22 protein-coding genes are annotated in these 18,640 nt (G+C 44.0%); 15 read left to right on the top strand and 7 right to left on the bottom strand.

Annotation, left to right across the window (positions count from 1 at the left end; translation table 11 throughout):
• Positions 1-120: 120 nt before the first annotated feature.
• The 3 genes from WBA89_RS09915 to WBA89_RS09905 form a co-directional block, all read right to left on the bottom strand.
• Positions 121-567, bottom strand: a complete 447-nt coding sequence (locus WBA89_RS09915) for a hypothetical protein (protein ID WP_424406083.1) — start codon at positions 565-567, stop codon at positions 121-123.
• On the bottom strand, positions 564-1,436 hold the full coding sequence (locus tag WBA89_RS09910) for a ParA family protein (RefSeq protein ID WP_424406081.1): 873 nt from the start codon (positions 1,434-1,436) through the stop codon (positions 564-566). The genes WBA89_RS09915 and WBA89_RS09910 overlap by 4 nt, the downstream gene beginning before the upstream one ends.
• 137 nt (positions 1,437-1,573) lie before the next feature.
• Entirely contained in the window at positions 1,574-2,119 is a 546-nt protein-coding gene (locus WBA89_RS09905; protein ID WP_424406080.1) for a hypothetical protein, read from the bottom strand.
• Positions 2,120-2,280: 161 nt separating this feature from the next.
• On the opposite strand from WBA89_RS09905, the gene WBA89_RS09900 reads away from it, so the two are divergent.
• Entirely contained in the window at positions 2,281-3,441 is a 1,161-nt protein-coding gene (locus tag WBA89_RS09900) for a tetratricopeptide repeat protein (protein ID WP_424406078.1), read from the top strand.
• A 65-nt stretch (positions 3,442-3,506) separates the two neighbouring features.
• On the opposite strand, the gene WBA89_RS09895 is transcribed toward WBA89_RS09900, so the two are convergent.
• From WBA89_RS09895 to typA, 3 genes are all read right to left on the bottom strand, one after another.
• Complete coding sequence (locus WBA89_RS09895) at positions 3,507-3,773, bottom strand: Txe/YoeB family addiction module toxin (RefSeq protein WP_333093428.1); 267 nt, start codon at positions 3,771-3,773, stop codon at positions 3,507-3,509.
• A complete protein-coding gene (locus tag WBA89_RS09890; RefSeq protein ID WP_424406077.1) occupies positions 3,773-3,994 on the bottom strand; it encodes a hypothetical protein in 222 nt (73 codons plus the stop codon). Before WBA89_RS09890 ends, WBA89_RS09895 begins: the two co-directional genes overlap by 1 nt.
• 107 nt (positions 3,995-4,101) lie before the next feature.
• A complete protein-coding gene (gene typA, locus WBA89_RS09885; RefSeq protein ID WP_424406075.1) occupies positions 4,102-5,892 on the bottom strand; it encodes a translational GTPase TypA in 1,791 nt (596 codons plus the stop codon).
• 121 nt (positions 5,893-6,013) lie between these two features.
• Between typA and WBA89_RS09880 the strand changes: the two genes are divergently transcribed.
• The 10 genes from WBA89_RS09880 (at position 6,014) to WBA89_RS09835 (ending at position 13,780) form a co-directional block, all read left to right on the top strand.
• Positions 6,014-6,355 (top strand): type II toxin-antitoxin system RelE/ParE family toxin, encoded by a 342-nt coding sequence (locus WBA89_RS09880; protein WP_424406073.1) that lies wholly within the window; start codon positions 6,014-6,016, stop codon positions 6,353-6,355.
• Positions 6,330-6,707 (top strand): DNA-binding protein, encoded by a 378-nt coding sequence (locus WBA89_RS09875; protein ID WP_424406071.1) that lies wholly within the window; start codon positions 6,330-6,332, stop codon positions 6,705-6,707. Before WBA89_RS09880 ends, WBA89_RS09875 begins: the two co-directional genes overlap by 26 nt.
• Before the next feature lie 41 nt (positions 6,708-6,748).
• A complete protein-coding gene (locus tag WBA89_RS09870) occupies positions 6,749-7,087 on the top strand; it encodes a type II toxin-antitoxin system RelE/ParE family toxin (protein WP_424406069.1) in 339 nt (112 codons plus the stop codon).
• Entirely contained in the window at positions 7,080-7,439 is a 360-nt protein-coding gene (locus WBA89_RS09865) for a DNA-binding protein (protein WP_424406067.1), read from the top strand. Before WBA89_RS09870 ends, WBA89_RS09865 begins: the two co-directional genes overlap by 8 nt.
• Before the next feature lie 59 nt (positions 7,440-7,498).
• Positions 7,499-9,679, top strand: a complete 2,181-nt coding sequence (locus WBA89_RS09860; RefSeq protein WP_424406065.1) for a pentapeptide repeat-containing protein — start codon at positions 7,499-7,501, stop codon at positions 9,677-9,679.
• A 70-nt stretch (positions 9,680-9,749) separates the two neighbouring features.
• On the top strand, positions 9,750-9,872 hold the full coding sequence (locus WBA89_RS09855; protein ID WP_424406063.1) for a hypothetical protein: 123 nt from the start codon (positions 9,750-9,752) through the stop codon (positions 9,870-9,872).
• 273 nt (positions 9,873-10,145) lie between these two features.
• Entirely contained in the window at positions 10,146-10,970 is an 825-nt protein-coding gene (locus WBA89_RS09850; RefSeq protein WP_424406061.1) for a M15 family metallopeptidase, read from the top strand.
• 270 nt (positions 10,971-11,240) lie between these two features.
• Complete coding sequence (gene coaD / locus WBA89_RS09845; RefSeq protein ID WP_424406059.1) at positions 11,241-11,819, top strand: pantetheine-phosphate adenylyltransferase; 579 nt, start codon at positions 11,241-11,243, stop codon at positions 11,817-11,819.
• A complete protein-coding gene (locus tag WBA89_RS09840) occupies positions 11,702-12,388 on the top strand; it encodes a DivIVA domain-containing protein (RefSeq protein ID WP_424406057.1) in 687 nt (228 codons plus the stop codon). Before coaD ends, WBA89_RS09840 begins: the two co-directional genes overlap by 118 nt.
• Positions 12,389-12,727: 339 nt before the next feature.
• The gene (locus WBA89_RS09835) at positions 12,728-13,780 is read left to right on the top strand and encodes an acyltransferase (RefSeq protein ID WP_424406055.1); all 1,053 of its coding nucleotides are present in this window, start codon (positions 12,728-12,730) and stop codon (positions 13,778-13,780) included.
• Positions 13,781-13,794: 14 nt separating this feature from the next.
• Here WBA89_RS09835 and WBA89_RS09830 read toward each other — a convergent pair whose 3' ends face one another.
• A complete protein-coding gene (locus WBA89_RS09830) occupies positions 13,795-14,526 on the bottom strand; it encodes a TIGR04283 family arsenosugar biosynthesis glycosyltransferase (RefSeq protein WP_424406053.1) in 732 nt (243 codons plus the stop codon).
• Between the two features lie 222 nt (positions 14,527-14,748).
• On the opposite strand from WBA89_RS09830, the gene ubiG reads away from it, so the two are divergent.
• From ubiG to WBA89_RS09810, 4 genes are all read left to right on the top strand, one after another.
• On the top strand, positions 14,749-15,600 hold the full coding sequence (ubiG, locus tag WBA89_RS09825; RefSeq protein WP_424406051.1) for a bifunctional 2-polyprenyl-6-hydroxyphenol methylase/3-demethylubiquinol 3-O-methyltransferase UbiG: 852 nt from the start codon (positions 14,749-14,751) through the stop codon (positions 15,598-15,600).
• Between the two features lie 378 nt (positions 15,601-15,978).
• A complete protein-coding gene (locus tag WBA89_RS09820) occupies positions 15,979-16,305 on the top strand; it encodes a cupin domain-containing protein (RefSeq protein ID WP_424406049.1) in 327 nt (108 codons plus the stop codon).
• Positions 16,306-16,467: 162 nt separating this feature from the next.
• On the top strand, positions 16,468-16,980 hold the full coding sequence (fldA, locus tag WBA89_RS09815; protein WP_424406047.1) for a flavodoxin FldA: 513 nt from the start codon (positions 16,468-16,470) through the stop codon (positions 16,978-16,980).
• Positions 16,981-17,238: 258 nt separating this feature from the next.
• Positions 17,239-17,976 (top strand): alpha/beta fold hydrolase, encoded by a 738-nt coding sequence (locus WBA89_RS09810; protein ID WP_424406045.1) that lies wholly within the window; start codon positions 17,239-17,241, stop codon positions 17,974-17,976.
• Positions 17,977-18,640 lie beyond the last annotated feature (664 nt).

Raw genomic sequence — 18,640 nt, 5'->3', positions numbered from 1 at the left:
CTCGACGCAAAAAGTCTTCAAGATTAGCTATTTAATCTTCTACTTTTTGAGTTTTTGAGCAACAGCTTGCCTGAGATTCAAAGGTGGCTACTTTTAGCTGCGCTCATTTTTTAGTCTAAACTACAGTGTTTGTCGATCGATATGTCGCGACAGCATCAAACTCTGCTTAATTCTACCAATAATTAGCTCAAACATTTTTTTGCGGGACGGATTCTTGCTACTCGGTGGCATCCCCAACTCGCAACACATCAAATTCAAGTCAGTTGCACTCATCGCCGACAATTTTTGCCTTACCTCTAGTTCGCGACCGTTCTTAGCTTGCAAGCGCAGTTCTTCATAAACTTCGAGAACATTTCCCGCTGATAAACTAGCAGGTTTATTGACATCAGCAACAGTAGATAACTGCGAATGTTTAGACGCAGCAGAAAGCACTCCCCGCTTAACTTGAGCCTCAATCCTGGTTAATTTTTTGGAAACCTCCCGCAAGATTTCCTTAAGTTCGCCAATCTCATCAACTAACCCCCTGGTTTCTTCATCAGCAGCAGCCAAAATATCTTTTTTAATCATTTCAGATACTCCTCACACTCGCGCCACAACTGTTCAAACTCTCTCACTAATTCTCGCGGCAGTTCTCCCTCATTAATCGCCCGTTTTAAGCCGACGCTTTCCCGAATCGTCGATTCCAAAAATCTCACTTCTATGTTATTGTCTTTTGAGATTTCAGCGCAAAGTCTCTTGACTTCTCTCATGTAAAACTGAACTTCATTTGTCAGCAATCCTCCATAGGTTTTAGCTTTATTCATAAACACTGCTATCTTGGGAAACGGATAAGGCTCAATCCGTTTCTGGAGAGAGTTTAAAACTAAACTCAAGCCCCTAGAACCAAAATAATCGGGATTGACGGGAATCAATATTAAGTCGCAGCAAGAGAGCACGCTGTAGGTGAGGAGACTGAAGGAAGGCGAACAGTCAAAAAGCATCAAGTCGTATTTGGGGAGATTGGCAGAGTTGGCGATTTTGCCGATGAATTGGCGGATAAAGTCTTTAACATTTTTCCCCTCAAATCCATCTAAGTCTAACCAATACAGTTCTTCAACTGAAGGGACAAAATGCAACTGTTCGTCAATCTGATAAATGGTGTCGAAACCAACTGGAAATTTAAAGTTATGTCCGGCTTTTTTAAAGACTTCTAGAGCGTCGTAAATTGTGAGTCTGTGCTTGAGAGATTTTTCGTACCACTTACCAAACTTATCATCTAAATGACCTGTATTTTCGTTAAGCCCGATCGCCTCTGTGAGCGACATTTGCGGATCTAAGTCTAACATCAAGACTTCTAAGTCGGTTCCTTGGGATATAATATTTCCCAGACTCCAAGTGACGGTAGTCTTCCCGACACCGCCTTTGAAGTTGATTACGGCTATTGATTTTGGACTCATGGCTGGCTTTGTTTGGATTTTGCTCAAATTTTTATTAAAACATAACGATCGCCCAATTAGCGTTTGCTAAGTATTATTACTCGAATAATGGCGATCGCCTTGAGTAGGCGATCGCCAGATTAACAGCGAGTCTCTTTTTACAAAAGAACGTCAGGAAACTTGAAAACGTGACTAGCAATATTCCGCACCTTTGCTAATGGAACAGGTAATCCAGTTACACTGTAGCCTCGATTTGGTACTACTTTCGGCGGGAGTTCTGGCTGTTGCTGCGAAACTAACAACCTGAATTTACCCGGTTCGACGACCAATATCTCCTGTTGAGGAATGAAAAATATCCACAGATCGGCTTGCGAAGTCCATCCCCAACAGGGACGGTTGCGATCGTCAGAAGCTTCAAAAAACAAGTTTCCAGTTTGCTTGGCTTTTAAATCAGTCTTGTACTCAGCAGTTGCAGTTGAACCGTTTGGGCGAATTAGTCGGCGGTCAATACCTGCTTTCTGATACTGTGGCAAATCAGAGACATCCTCAATACGATAGCCATGAATCTGTAACCACTTGTCTACGATCGCCTCTCCTGTCTTTCCTACTTTCTTTTGAGTTTGGAAGTCGTATTCCTGTTTTTGGGAAAGCGGGGGTAGTGGCTGGGAGAATTCGGCTTCGTTGTGCTGATTGTTGTTGTACATGATTAATTCCGTCAGCTAAGTTTTCAGTAGTGAATCACTACATCCTTAGCTTCGCAGTCACACTTTTAAAGTTCAGCCTAAGTAAAGGATGACTTTGGTATGAGTTGGGTATGATTTATAATAGGAGCAGCTAAAATGGTCATCAATAGGGTAGTGAGGCTATGGTAAAGAGACAGCGGGCAAAGACATCGCTTACAGCATCTGAAGCAGGCATCGAACAAGCCAGAATAGCTTTGACGTACAAGAATTTGACTTATCGTGATTTGGAAAATGAACTAAGCATAAGTTATCAGCCTGTTGTAAATTTTTTCAATGGTAGGGCTGTTAAGCGCACAATTTTTGTTAATATTTGCCAAAAGCTAGAGTTAGACTGGCAAAAAATAGTTGGTTCTCCTATCAGTCAACCTGAATCGAAGCGAGAACAGAAAGAACCAAGCAACACGCAACTTGTCAATACTGAACCTGAGCAACTTGACGAAGTGCTGGACAACTTTTATGACGAGGTTATAGTTGAGAGGGTGCGATCGCACTCTCCGATCTATGCTGCGGATTTCGATGAACTGGGAAGAAACAAGGCTAAGGAAAGAGATTTTGAAGGAGCAATTAAAAATTTCGATCGAGCAATTAAGATCAATCCTGATTATGCAGATGCCTACAATAACCGGGCTACTGTTCGCCATGAACTAGGAGACGATGCCGGAGCATTTGAGGATTGCACAAATGCGATATTGCTCAAGCCTAATTGTCCATATGTTCACAACAACCGGGGTATTATTTATTGTAAATTAGGTGATTACCGAGGAGCGCAGGCAGATCACACCCGAGCAATTCAACTAAATCCTCGCTATGCTCAAGCCTACAATGGCCGAGGTTTGGCTCGTTTACGCCTGGGCGATCTGCAAGGGGCACTGAAAGATTTTACCCAAGCAATTGAACTAAATCCTAATGATGCCCTTGCTTGGAATAATCGAGGTGATGTCTACTTCTGGGAATTAGACGATTTGCAAAGAGCGCTTGAAGATTACATCAAGGCAGCTCGGCTGAATCCTAATAATGCTACAACATTCTACAACCTGGGAGTTATTCACTCTCGTTTGGGGAACAAAGAGAAAGCGCTTGAGGATTTTACCAAGGCAATTCAGCTTGAACGAGACTTTGCCCAAGCTTATCTAAACCGAGGCATTGTCCACTATGAATTGGGCTATTCCCAAAAAGCAAACGTCGATTTTCACAATGCTAAAAATTTATATCGTGTCCAGGGAAAAGAAGAAAATTACCAAAAGGTACTTAATCTAATAGAAGAACTTCAGCAAGAAGATTGAGAGCGATCGCATTTAGTAAAGGGATAAAAAGAGCGATAGCTACATTGCTTAAAGCTTCAAATATACTATTCACTGTAATGATTCTTACAAGCTGCGATCGCAATTTCTTCATCTGTAACTTGGTAAACCAAACGATGTTCGTTATCAATGCGCCTCGACCAAAAACCACTTAACTCGTATTTCAGAGGTTCAGGTTTGCCCAATCCTTCAAAAGGCGATCGATCTATATCTTTAATCAATTCTACAATTTTGCGATAAATCTTTTTGTCTAATTTTGCCCATTCATTAAAATCTGCAAAAGCAGAAGATTCAAAAATAATTCTTCTACTCATTACAAATCCTGTAAATCGACTTCAACTAAATTTTGTCTGTCTTTAACATTTTCAATAGCTTTCAACAGTTTGTTTTTATTGATTTCCGATTTCAAAAGATATGCGGTTTCATCGCATTCTGAGACAATTATTTCAATCTCTTTATCTCCAAAAATCGCTTTGATTTGTTCTAAAAATTTACGATCTAGTTCGCTGGCTTTTAAACGATAAACTGTTGACATCGTTTTTACCTATTTTTGATTGCGTTAAAATGATTAATATTGTCTTTAAATACAGTAGTTTGAAGTTGACACTAAGGGCTGGCAAAATTGCCGGCCCTCAAATTGTTTTAGCGTTTGACCAACTTCTTGGACAGCTTCCGTAAGCGAATTGATTTCGGTGTTACTTCCACCAATTCATCCTGACCGATGTATTCCAAAGCGCGCTCCAAACTCATATCGACTGGTGCTTGCAATTGCGCCAATTCTTCACCGCCAGATGCGCGGTGGTTTGTCAACTGCTTCGACTTGCAAATATTCAGCTCCATGTCGTCATCTCGGTTGTTTTCTCCGATAATCATCCCTCTGTAAACCTTGGTTCCAGGGGTAATGAAAAATACGCCGCGGTCTTCAGCATTTTTCAGTGAATAAGTAGTTGCAGTTCCTTCTTCAAAGGAAATTAATACTCCGTTGCGACGGGCGATAATTTCTCCACCGAGGGGGCGATAGTCGAGGAAGCTGTGGTTCATAATTCCAGCGCCGCGAGTTAAGCGCATGAACTCGCCTCGGAATCCAATCAAACCGCGAGCGGGGACTGAAAATTCGATTTGGGTGCGACCGGTGCTGCTGACGTGCATATCTTGCATTTCTGCTTTCCGCTGACCGAGGCGTTCGATGCAGCCGCCGACTGCTTCTTCGGGTACGTCTAACACCAAACATTCAAAGGGTTCGCAGGGACGACCGCCGACTTCGCGGAAGATTACTTGCGGCTGGGATACTTGGAATTCGTATCCTTCGCGGCGCATATTTTCGATTAGGATTCCGAGGTGAAGTTCGCCGCGTCCTGATACGAGGAATTTGTCGGGAGAGTCGGTTTCTTCGACGCGCAGGGCGACGTTGGTTTCGAGTTCTCGCATTAGCCGATCGCGAATTTGGCGAGATGTGACCAAACTACCTTCTTGACCGCAGAACGGCGAATCGTTCACCGAGAAAGTCATCTGCAAAGTTGGTTCGTCTACTTTGATCAAAGGCAGCGCTTGTGGGTCGTTGGGACAGGTAATTGTCTCGCCAATATACGCATCAGAAAAACCGGCAACGGCGACAATATTGCCAGCGGAAGATTCTGGGATGTCAATGCGTTTGAGGCCTTCAAAGCCCATCAATTTGCTAATTTTTGATTTGACAATCGCGCCGCTTTCTGTGATTAAAACTGCTTGTTGACCGATTTTAATCGTGCCGTTGTGGATGCGGCCGATGACGATGCGGCCGACGTATTCTGAGTAATCTAAGGTGGTTACTTGCAGTTGCAGCGGCTTGTTGGGGTCGCCGACTGGGGGTGGTACGTGGTCGAGGATTTCTTCAAAGAGGGGCTTCATATCTAGCCCTTCGTCTTCGAGGTGTTTTTTGGCGTAACCGCTTAAGCCGGAACCGAAGAGGTAGGGAAATTCGCACTGATCGTCGTCAGCACCTAGTTCGAGGAACAGATCCAATACTTTATCGACGGCTTTGTGGGGGTCTGCCCGATCGCGATCGATTTTATTCACAAATACGATCGGGCGCAGTCCTTTTTCTAGGGCTTTTTTGAGCACGAAGCGGGTTTGCGGCATCGGGCCTTCGTTGGCGTCTACGATCAGCAAACAACCGTCTACCATGCCGAGAACTCGTTCGACTTCACCGCCGAAGTCCGCGTGTCCGGGGGTATCGACGATGTTGATCAGGGTTTCTCCGTACCTGACAGCGGTATTTTTGGAAAGAATTGTGATGCCACGCTCGCGCTCGATATCATTGGAGTCCATGACGCAATCTGGGATTTCTTCCCCTTCGCGGAAGATTCCGGACTGTCTGAGAAGAGCGTCCACAAGGGTGGTTTTGCCGTGATCGACGTGAGCAATGATAGCGACGTTGCGAATGGGAAGACTCATAATGCGTCTGGGACGTTAAACGAATTTAACTAAAGATTTCTTAATAATTGTAGCGCATTAAGTCAAGGGGCGATCGGGCGCGACTTTATAATCAAAGCGCTGACCCGCTAAAATTGAAACTATGGAAGCGCAACCCAGAGAGATTAAGCGTTATATCAAACAAAATGGCACAGTTCCATTTGCCGAATGGTTTGGCTCTCTGCGAGATGTTAACGCTAAAATCAGGATTGATAAGAGGCTTGAGCGGGTTAACAGTGGCAATTTGGGAGACTGTCGCTCAGTTGGCGAAGGAGTTTGCGAACTTAAAATCGACTATGGCCCGGGCTACCGAGTCTACTTTGGACAAGTGGGATCTGCGATCGTGCTTCTGCTGTGCGGTGGGGATAAAAGCACTCAAGACGAAGACATTAGCAAAGCTCAAAAATATTGGAGAGATTATGAAAGACGCCAAAATGCCGGCTAGTGATAGCTATCATCCCTTTAAAATTTCCAATCTCAAAGATCCCAATTATTCTGCTGCTTACCTTTCTCTGATCTTTGGAGAAGAGGAAGAGGGAGATTTGGAATTAAAAGTTATGCTCTCAGCTATGAGAGATATATTTGAGGCTCTTGGCGAACCAAATATGTCGGCTGATGATGCTAAGTTGCATTTGGAAAAGTTAGATACTTTGTTGTCGGGAGACGGAATTGCGACAATTTATGGTTTGGCCCATTGGCTGAAGGCTTTGGGATTGAAGTTAACTGTTGCGGTTGATGCAGGGGATGAGGAAATTTCCGCTAATGTTGCTGAGTTGGCAGAAGTTGGTAAGGTTTGATTTTGTAATTTGAGTGGGAGCGATCGGCTAAAATCAATATCATGGAAGTGCAACCCAAGGAAATTCAGAGTTATAGCCAGCCTGACGGCAGAGTTCCTTTTGATGAGTGGTTGGAATCTCTCCGCGATTTTAACGGTAAAGCCAAGATTGTGAAAAAGCTGGAGCGTGTTAGCAATGGAAATTTGGGAGATTGTCGATCGGTTGGCGAAGGTGTCTCGGAATTGAAAATTGACTTTGGCCCGGGCTACCGAGTTTATTTTGGACAAGTTGCAGCAATAATTGTGCTTTTGCTGTGCGGTGGAGATAAAAGCACTCAAGATCGAGATATTCGCACTGCTAAAAAATATTGGGAAGAATACAGGAGCCAAGAAAATGCCTAAAAGTGTCCCTTACCATCCGTTTAAAATCAAATCTCTCAAAGATCCGAATTTTTCTGCTGCTTACATCACAGAGATTTTTGAGGAAGAAGAGGGAGATTTGGAATTAAAAATTATGCGAAAAGCGCTGAGAGATGTATTTGAGGCTCTGGGCGAACCAAATATGTCGGCTGATGATGCTAAATTGCATATGGAAAAATTAGATGTTTTGTTGTCGCAGAATGGAAGCGCGACAATTTATGCTTTAGCCCATTGGCTGAAGGTTTTGGGATTGAAGTTAACGGTTGCGGTTGATGCAGGGGATGAGGAAATTTCTGCGAATATTGCTGAGTTGGCAGAAGTTGGTAATGTTTGAACTGGCCCTAAATTCCCAAACGTGGTTTTTGAAGTTTTTTTTGATTTCAGGGGAACACTATGTCAGAAACCCAACTAGATTTAGGATCTATAGCCGCGAGAGTATTGCAGCTTGAAGAAGAGCAAGTTATTCTGAAAAAATATCTAGCCAAACTTAAGAGGCAGTTAGAGGCACAGGAACAGCGATTTAACGATCGCCCCGAACCGCAAATGCTAGAAAGTTTGACTGCTGAAATTGCCTCCCTGCAACAGCCGTGTGGTTTGGGAAATAGCGATATGTCTGTCATTTTAGAGCAGCCGATCGAACTTGACACCGACACAGAAAAGCCAAAGTCAGACTTTCAGTATCAGTTAGTATGCGATCGTCCCAACAGTCGCGCTGTGTTGGTGGAGGCTCTATCAGTAGCACAAGAGCGGCTGATTATTGTTTGCCCTTGGCTTAATTGTAACAGCATTAATGATGAATTGCTGCAAAAAATTAGAGAGTTTTTGAACCGAGGATGTTTGATAGATATTGGCTGGGGTTATCTGGGAGACAGGCAAAAAATCGGCAACGGATGGCGCTACAATGCTTTACCAGATTTGCAAGAATTAGAAAGCGAATTTCCCGATCTATTTTGTCTTTATTTATTTGGTACTCACGAAAATTTTTTAGTTTGTGATTCGAGTTTTGCCATGTTGGGGAGCCATAACTTTCTGACTAACAGCGACGAAAGTGCAGAAAAAGAAGTGGGAATTCGCACTAATGATTTCCAAATTGTCAAGCAATTAATTGAGCGATTTGACAGCAGCCAAGTATTAAACGAAGAGGAAATTGAGAGGCGGTTTGCAGCGAGTTCGGAGGACATCGATCGAGCTGATTATTTGGAAGGATTGGCGGCGGATGCTGAAAATATTGCTTTAGACGATACCTGGGAGGATGTGGAGGATGAGTCTGAGGAATGTTTGGAACCTGTTGTTAGTGTTGAGGAGTTTTGGGAGCGTTACACTCAGGGAGAAAGAGATTTTACGGGGATTAATTTAGCTGGTACTAATCTAACTGATAAAAACATAGCTCCTGATATAAACCCGAGCAAAGCTAATTTTAAAAAAGCTAATTTAAGAGGTGTTAATTGGCAGAGGCTCAACCTCAGCGGGGCAATTTTAAACGGAGCAGATATGAGAAATGGACTTTTCTGTAGCACAAATTTTAGCGAATCTAAATTATGCGGTGTCAACCTTTCTAAGGCAAATTTATCCAGTGCCAATCTGGAGCGGGCCAACTTAGTTGATGCCAACATTGAACAGGCGAATTTATCCAGTGCCAACCTCGATCGGGCCAATTTAATCAATGCCAATCTTTCTCAGGCTAATTTATCTTCAGCCAATCTTTCTCAGGCTAATTTATCAAGAGCTAACCTTGCTCAGGCTAATTTACAATCGGCTAAACTAGAAAAAACCAAATTGAGTAAGGCGAGTTTAAGAGGAGCAAAACTAGAAAATGCAAATTTTAGTGAAGCCGATTTGAACGGTGCAAACCTCAGCGGTGCTAAACTCAGTCAACAAACAAAATTCACAACTGCAAACCTCAGTCAAGCTAACTTAAGCGGGCTATACTTAAGAAAAGCAGACTTAAACAATGCTGATTTGACAAATGCAAATCTGAGTAATTCTAACCTTTTACAAGCCAACCTCGATCGAGCAAATCTCAAGGGTATTCAGCTTGAAGGAGCGATTTATAATGAAGCAACTTTATTTCCTACTGATTTCGATCCTGTGAAAGCGGGCGCTTACTCAATTGCTCCTTATGTATCGCTGCCAAATGTCGATCTAACTGGTAAGGATTTGAGCGGTGTTAACTTAAAAGGAGCAGATTTACAAGGCGCTAATTTGAGTTCAGCGCAATTGAATAGTTCCGATTTTAGAGATGCGAATTTGAGTGGGGCAAAACTTCAGGGAGCAAGGCTAGACGGCTGTAATTTTAGTCGAGCTAATTTGAAGCAGGTAAACTTGAATGATGCAAGATTAGTTAGTGCCGATCTAACGACAGCAGACTTAACTGAAGCTGATTTGCGACAAGCTGAATTAAACAGTGCAAAACTGCGTGGTGCTGACCTAATTTCAGCAGACCTCCGCGCGGCAAGGTTAAGTTTTGCAGACTTATCTGGCGCTAACTTAACAAATGCAAAAATAGGAGGAGCAGAATTTCAAAATGCTACGCTCACTGGTGCAATTATGCCAGACGGATCTACTCACGAATAAAATTAGTTAAGGGGTTTGCTAAACAAACTCTATTCAAAAAGTCTCAATAAATACTCTGTTTCCAGAGCTAGTGGCCGATAAGGGTTGGACTCTGACAGAGATTACCACTCGATCGGGCGTTCACTACAGCACGCTGAAAAGTAATGCCCGATCGCCCGCTAAGGCAATGGCTGACAAATTCGTGCTCTGCTAAAATTGGCGCGGACGTTTGATGTGCCGATCGCACAATTGTGAGATTTTGCCCAAAAGTAGCAAATTACACTTAAAATAAACCAGTGCCAACCAGTTAGACCAAGACGGGCGGCATCGGAGCCCAAGTAAAACAGATTTGAGAGTTGGCGGATGGGAAACGGCGAAGTCTGGAAGAGATGATACGTACTCAGCGGCAATTGTAGCTGTGCGATCGCCCGTATCGGTCTACAATTTGTAACGTTGAGCCTTATTGAAGTGCAGGAGTGGAGCTGGCTTGGATAACGCTAGTCTGTCAAGAAAACCCCCGCAAGCCTCGGAGCTTGTCGCCGACGAAATTCCAGAAGCAGTGCGAGACCACCCATACCCAGAAGCAGGAGCGAGCCAGTCCAATAAAAAAGGGCTGATTTGGAAACTCCTAGGGTTGGCGGCATTAGCCTTTGGGGTCAGCATTTGGCTGCACCTCAACTTTAACTTTTTTCCAGCCACCAGTCAGGCAGAGCAAAGTCAAAAAAACCCAGCAGCCGCGAGTTCGCCGTCAGGGGTGGCCGCGAGTCCAACTACTAAATCAAAACCCGCAACCCCAGACAACCTGCTGGGACACTTGCCTTACCCAGAAGCACCAGCCGCAGACTTGGTAAATGTCACCTCCGACGGTAGCATCAAACTCCGCAAAGCCGCAGCAGCAAAATATCAAGAAATGGCCAACGCCGCCGCCTACTCAGGGATCTATTTCGCCGCCATATCAGGCTTTCGCTCCGTAGAAGACCAACAACACGTATTTTTTGACGTGAAAGCCGAACGCAGGCAAAACGCCACCAAGCGAGCCGAAGTCAGCGCTCCGCCCGGATATAGCGAACATCACACCGGTTACGCGATCGACATCGGCGACAGCTCCGCCCCCGAAACTAACCTCAGTCAAAGCTTTGACAGTACCCAAGCATTCAAGTGGCTAGAAGCCAACGCTCCCGCCTTCAGCTTTGAAATGTCCTTCCCCAAAAACAACCGCCAAGGCGTCAGTTACGAGCCTTGGCACTGGCGGTTTGTGGGCGACAGGCAAAGCCTCGAAACTTTTTACAAAGCTCATTCGATGAAAAAGTAGAAGTCAGTTGACAGTTGACAGTTGACAGTTGACAGTTGACAGTTGACAGTTGACAGTTGACAGTTGTCAGTTGACAGTTGACAGTTGTCAGTTGACAGTTGACAGTTGACAGTTGTCAGTTGACAGTTGACAGTTGACAGTTGACAGTTGACAGTTGTCGGGAAAATCAAGGAAGATTTTCGTAATTCCCCCCTCTCCCGCTCTCCCGCTCTCCCGCTCTCCCGCTCTCCCGCTCTCCCCCTCTCCCCCTCTCCCCGTTGGGCCCAACTCGTGATTGCAATCTATCCAGGCAGTTTTGACCCCATTACCTTCGGTCACGCAGATATTATCGAGCGGGGCTGCAAATTGTTCGATCGGGTAATTGTTACCGTAGTCCGAAACCCCAGCAAAACCCCTCTGTTCACCGTAGAGCAGCGGATCGAGCAGATCCGGTGCTCTACCCAACACTTGCCCAACGTAGAAGTGGACAGTTTTGAGGGTTTGACAGTAAACTATGCTAAGATTCGACAAGCCAAAGTGCTGCTGCGGGGGCTCCGGGTACTAACAGATTTTGAAATGGAACTCCAGATGGCCCACACCAATAAAACCCTCCTGGGCGAAATTGAAACAGTTTTTTTGGCAACTTCTAACGAGTACAGCTTTTTAAGTAGTAGTGTAGTTAAAGAAATCGCCAAGTTTGGTGGCTCCGTAGATCATCTTGTTCCGAAACACGTCGCCCTAGATATTTACAAATGTTACGCCAGCAGGAACCAAATCGCATCGAACCCGACACTAACGGCCTCCGCACTGAGAATGAATCACCTCAGAACACAGCCGCCTTCGGAGAACCCACCCACACCGCCGGAGTAGACATCCAGCGGGAATTGAACCGGCTTGAGGAAATTGTTCTCGACAGTCCGCGTATTCCTCTGACCAGGCGCACTCTGATTGATGAAGAACAGTTGCTCGATCAGTTAGACTTGGTGAGGCTAAATTTGCCGATCGCCTTTGCAGAAGCCGAGATAATCATTCGGCACAAAGACGATCTGCTAGAAGAAGCTCAACTCTACGCTCAAGAAGTCATAGAAGCAGCAGAACAGCGAGCGGCAGAACTTTTAAACGATATGGGCCTGCTCCAGCAGGCGAAGATAGAAGCAGATCAGTTGCGACAGCAAGTTTTGCTCGACTGCGAGGCAATTCAGCAGGCGACGCTGGCGGAAGTCGAACAAATTCGCTACCAGGCTCAAGAGGAATTGGAAGATATGAGAGTCAGGGCGATGGCTGAATGCGAGGAAATTCAAAACGGAGCCGACGATTATGCTGACCAAGTGCTAGATAATATCGAGCACAAGCTCAGCGATATGCTGCGCGTGATCCGCAACGGGCGCGATCGGTTGGATAATGTTTCTGCATCCCACATCCACAACACCAACGGTTAGCTAACTGCTTTTGACCAAACGGCGATTTATCGGTAATTTTCTGAATTTGTAGGCGATCGTCCCAGTGGTAGAACAACGCCATTGCCCTTTCCTGCAGACTTGGCGCGAAATCGGGCGATCGAGTCCTAGAGAAACGGCACGGTGGACTGTCCGACTCCCCACTCTGTGAATGTGAAAAATTTAATCATTGGTATCAGATTGAGGATTGTAGCAAAATTTTTGTGGATTTGTATAATTTTTGTGAAGATAGGAGCAAAAATGATATTTTCTGTTAGAGTTAAAGCCCGTGAGACAGAAAATATTTGATTTGACCCTAATTTTTGGCATCTACTTTTTACCATGCAAAAAGCTTCTAATCGGTTCGCAGAATTTGATTTGATCCGAGCTTTAGCGATCGTCGGTGTTGTGATTATTCATGCTGGATTCTCGGCATTTCGCGATGACCAAATTCTGTTTGTGGCGATCGACACATTGCAACTGTTCTGCGTACCCGCATTTTTACTGCTGAGCGGTTTTTTTCTCACCAACAAAACCGACAATCAACACAATCCCGCAGAAGTATTTAAAAAACGACTGTCAAGAATTATACCGCCCTATCTGTTTTGGTCAGTAGTTTTGTACATCTTAAATAGTTGGAGTTCGCTCCCAAAAATTGATTTGCTCTCATTGCTCAGAGATATCCTCACCGGCTCAGTAATGCCTCCCTATTACTTCATCGTTGTAATTATTCAATGCTACGGTTGGTGGTGGCTGCTAGTGAAATTCAGAGTTTTAGAACCCAGAAAAATTTTACTCTTGGGTTTAACAATTCAAACAATTTTTACAATATTCTTTTACTTGGCAGTTCTCAAATACATATCAATACCTCTACCTTTAATGGAGCGCTGGATTTTTAGTTGGATTTTGCCATTTTCAACAGGTCTGTTTTTGGGCGCAACCTATGACAAAATTCAACCCGTTCTCGAACGCAGAAGAATCCCAATTTTAGGAGCAACGATCCTGATTTATCTAGCGAGCATTTGGGAATATTACCTGCTGGGCGAAGTTAATTCGGAGGGATGGTTTCTGCGATCGTTTTTCAAACTATCTTCTCAAGGATACGCAATTTTATTCGTCTTGTCGATCCTGGCATTTTCTAAAAAAATCGCACTTCCCAGTAAAGCATCTGAGTTAGTCAAAATATTGGCTGCTTATTCATTCCCTATATATCTGCTAGATTCGACAGTCATGCAATACGTGTTGTTAGTGTTTTATAAGTTTATTGAACCCGTACATCCGCTGCTGAAGCTCGGCTTTTTAGTTACCGGAACGTTGTTGGCTTGTTTGGCGATTATTTACATCTTGCAGAAAGTTTTGCCCAAAAAATACAGCCAGTACATTCTGGGAATTTAAGCAGATTTTGTATGTCAGCGAATGTCTTCATAAAACTGCTTGAGATACCTCGCTGAAACGCCAAAACCCCACAAAAAACCTATTGAAAGATAGATAGCAATTGCTTTGAATTCGCCCCAATTCGCCACTCGCCGATCGCTACTTTCCACCACCCGATTGACTAACTTCAGTCTCCCCCTGCGCGCTAACTTCAAACACAAATCCGCTTCCTCCATAATTGACAGGGCCGCATCGAAACCCGCGCATTCCCAAAAATCTGTACGGCGGCAAAAAATAACTTGGTCGCCAAACAGCAAGCGCAATCCTTTGACAAACAAATGAGGTCGAAATAGCAGCGGCGCGTAGAAAGTTTTTAGGTAGTTGTGCAGCGAAAAACCCCATCTTGTTTGCTGCGAACCTGTCATTAGCGAGATAAACCCGCCCCCGACAATTTCGGGTTCGGACAATGTTTTTTGAATAACTGCTACAATGTCGTCGGGAACTAAAGTATCGGCGTGGAGAAAGCACAAAATTTCGCCGGTGGCGGTTTCTGCACCTAGGTTCATTTGCACGGAACGTCGGGCTGTACTGCTATAAATAACTGCCGTCATTGAGGAAAGTGCGATCGCCGCTGTTTCGTCTTGACTGCCGCCGTCTACCACTAACACTTCCCAGGCGGGAGGATTGAGAATGCTGAGTTGGCGCAAGGTGCGCTCCAGACAAGTCGCTTCGTTGAGGGCGGGGATGATAATAGAAACGCGATCCATCTGGTTGAAATTTATGTCAAAAGTATTATAATAAAATATTGTGGCGATTCACAACTAACCCCAAAAAATAGAACTTGCGCGCGTCGATTAACAATACTGGTTTGGACTTGCTTTTTCGTCGCGGAAACTCAGATTTTTCAGAACAAGCGAGTTTCTGTTAGTCCTATAAAATATCAAAAAGTACGCCCGCTGTATCTTCTACCAATCAGGAATCAAAAAATCGTGCCAACAAAAACAGAAGTAAAAAACGATCTAGAATTTTACGACGAAAATGCTGATAATTGGTGGGACGAAAATGCTAAAATCTACGCTCTCTACCATCTAAATAAACCTAGATTTGAGTTTTTCGACAGACACGCGACTAATTGGCAAGGGCTGAAAACCTTAGATGTCGGGTGTGGCGGCGGTTTTTCCTGCGAGTTTATGGCCGAGAGGGGCGCTGCGGTTTCGGGAATAGATCGATCGGACAAGTGCATTGTAGCAGCTCAAAATCACGCAGTTACCAGCGGTTTTGAGATTGACTACAGACAAGGTTTTGCCGAAAATATGCCCTACGCGGACAATACCTTCGATGTCGTCATCTGCGTAGATGTTTTAGAACACGTTGCCGATTACAAAAAGGTTGTGTCAGAGGTTCACCGAATTCTCAAACCCGGAGGACTGTTCTTTTTTGATACCATCAACCGCACTTTTTCCTCGCAAGTCGTGATGATTGGGCTGATGGAAAATATTTTGCAAGAAATTAGGCGGGGCGTTCACGATTGGGAAAAGTTTATTACCCCGGAGGAACTGTCTGCGGTAATGCGAGATACTGGTTTTGGGAATATTGAAATTAAAGGTTTCGATATGTTTGGAGAAATGGGTTCTGTTTTAGCCCAGATGCACGGTTTTTGGGGGAATTTTACAAGTGGAAAGCAACTATTTCCTTCGGGGGCAGTTTTCAAACAAGCGGCTCAACTTTTAACAGTTAATTTCGCTAACTATATTGATTACAAAAAGTCTGGGTTGTTTAAAATCCAAATCAATGAGGATACGTCGATTATGTATGTTGGCGTAGGGGCGAAGAATAATTAGTCATTAGTTATTAGTCATCAGTCATCAGTCATCAGTCAGTAGGGGCGGTGCCAAGAGTGCCCGCCCTCTTAGTCATCAGTCATTAGTCATCAGTTATTAGCTAGCTGCTGGCGATCGCTGATGATTTTTCATAATTAACTGCAAATTATTACCAAGTATTTGGCGGCGGGTGCGATCGCCCCTCGAACTCCGATCGCCCAATACTACCGCCGCGCCTGAACTTCAGGCTGAAAGCCCTGCCCGTACATCTAGATGCGCCAACTATTGTAACAAATCTTAACAATAAATTATTGACAATTTATCTAAATTGCATGGTAGCTTATTGAATATTAATTGCAATAAGTTCCGGAAGTTAAGAGTACCTGGAGGTCAATCACCGTGACAGCAGCAATAGTTTCCGCGTCAGCCTCGCGAATCAGCGACGGACAACCCGCCGACAACCAGAAACTGATGAGTTTGGGTAAAAATTCTGAAATACCCGACCTCGATAACTCCAAAGATGTAACCCTCGCGGTTTTAGAAGGAGTGGGGACTCTCGCGGTGGGCGATCGAACAGTCACTCTAAAACCCGGAGTATTTGTATTTGTACCCGCAGGCATTCCGCGCACTCTAAAAGTACAAACGATGCTGAATTTGTTACTAATTGACTGCGAACCAGACCCCGATTTGAGCGAATCAGCTTGGTTGATGAACTTTCAACTTTAAGCAGATGAAAAAACAGTGTCCTTGCTGCCTTGACTCTCTTATTTCTCAGGTTCGTCACAATCGCGTCTACTGTTTTTGTCTCAATTGCAGGCAGGAAATGCCAAATCCTGACTCAAAAAAAAGAATCATCAAGCAATATCAAATTTCACATTCGGAGTAAAAATGTCAAAAGCAATTGGTCTGTTCTACGGAACTACAACTGGTAAAACTGAGTCGATCGCTGAAATGATCCGAGATGAATTTGGCGGCAATATCGTGACATTGCACGAAATCGGCAGCATAGAAAATGATGACTTTGACGAATACGAATGTCTGATTATCGCTTGTCCGACTTGGAATATCGGCGAACTGCAAAGCGACTGGGAAGGTTTTTTCCCAGAACTCGACGATATTGATTTTAGCGGCAAACAAGTAGCTTATCTGGGAACTGGCGACCAAGAAGGCTACCCGGATAATTTTATGGATGCAATGGGGATTTTGGCTGAAAAAATCTCGGAACAAGGCGGCGAAACAGTCGGTCTATGGCCCACGGACGGTTATGATTTTAATGAATCTAAAGCTGTAGTCAATGGCAAATTTTTGGGTCTTGCTATTGATGAAGACAATCAATCGGATTTGACGGAATCGCGGATTAAATCTTGGGTATCTCAACTCAAGAAAGAATTTGGCTTGTAGACTCGTAGTAATAGCGACAAGGTGGGCTGCAGCACACCCTAAATAATTAGTAAGGTGCGCTGCAGCGCACCCTGCTTTTAAACGTTATGGTTAAGTAATAAATAATATCGTTTCCGGTTGCATCGGAAGAATAAAATCGAGTCGTACCGCCAACAGTCAACAGTCAACAGTCAACAGTCAACAGTCAACAGTCAACAGTCAACAATTACCTGACGGTACAACCGGAATTGATCTAACTCTATCTCCAACTGAAAATAGATGAAATTTAGTTCAGATGATGTGCTTTGGTTAAGTGTAAGTCCGAGTTTGCAGTGCTTCGATCGCTCTCTGCTTTCTTATTTAAATGATTCTGTACCCGTGCAAATATGGGAATACCAACAAACAGAGGATGAAGGTTGCTCCTTGGATATGGCTGTTGAGCTTTTGCACGATTTTTTAACAATGCGCGATCGCCCAATTCATCTCATCGGCCACAGTACCAGCGGATTAGTCGGTTTAATGTATGCGCGCCGCTATCCTCACAAAGTTAGTTCTTTGGGACTTTTAGCTGTCGGTTTGCCATCTGCTGTTAATTGGCAAGCACATTACTACACCCATCTTGCAGCTTTTCCGTGGAGTAGCCAACAAGTTTTGACTCAAATGGTGGGCGATATGCTGGGATGTCAAAATCAAAGTATCAGTCAAAAATTTATACCATATTTTGAGGATGACTTGGCCTGTTCTCCTTGTCCTCACTCCTTATTTAGGATGAATAATTCCCGCGATGAGGGTGTAGAAGTACCTTTGTTGGTATGCAGCAGCAAAACTGATTTTGTGGTATCTCCCATTGTGATGCGCCGCTGGTCAAAATTTCTTAAAAAAGGCGATCGCTTTTGGGAATGTCCAGACGGGCGGCATTTTTTCCATCACTTCTATCCAGAACAAGTCGGGGAAGAGATATTGAATTTTTGGCTATCTCTACACAGCCGCCAACCAGTTTTAGATTTGAAGTTCTAGAAGCTCGCCACTATTAATATAACCAATAAATTTGGGTGCTAAAAGCAGTCTACTCGCCTGAATTTCAAAATCTACTACAGTGTAAATTCCTTATATATCAAGGATTTACAGCATTAGCACCCGCCAGCGATCGCAATTTATGGTAAATGTATTATTATAAATTAATGATTATTATTTTCAATAACCCCTTGTGAAAAATCTAAAAAGTGCGATCGAACGCCACAACAAATCAAGCAAAAAAGCGTCGCGCTTTCAAATACCGTTGAGCCTCAAAATTATTGTTCCATTTTTAGGTGTATCCGTCACTCTATTGTGGTTAGTGATACACACAGTAAAAATCGGATTTGCCAATACTCTCGAAAAAGGAGTGCGCGATCAAGTTGAAAACCAAGCAGTTTTAGCCGTGCGAGACTTCAAAAGTCGATCGAATATAGTGCGACCCTCCCCGATCGCAAGTTGTACAATACGCGAGTTCTTGAAGCGATCGCACTATAATAAAAAAATGCTTTTTGTAAAACTGAGATGCTCCCAACACAAGAACATCATCCCAATTTGGGGAATAAAAGTAGATGTAGTTTGAATGCCGCCGCCCACACCTTTTGCCAGCAGTCCGATCGACCATCCAGGGGAATTGAGGCTTTCTAAAAGCTGAGCTAAACCATCT

It is taken from the genome of Microcoleus sp., from assembly GCF_049646505.1.
Lineage (GTDB): Bacteria > Cyanobacteriota > Cyanobacteriia > Cyanobacteriales > Microcoleaceae > Microcoleus.
Note: the sequence above shows the minus strand (reverse complement) of the source record. Positions and strands in the feature narration are given on the sequence as shown.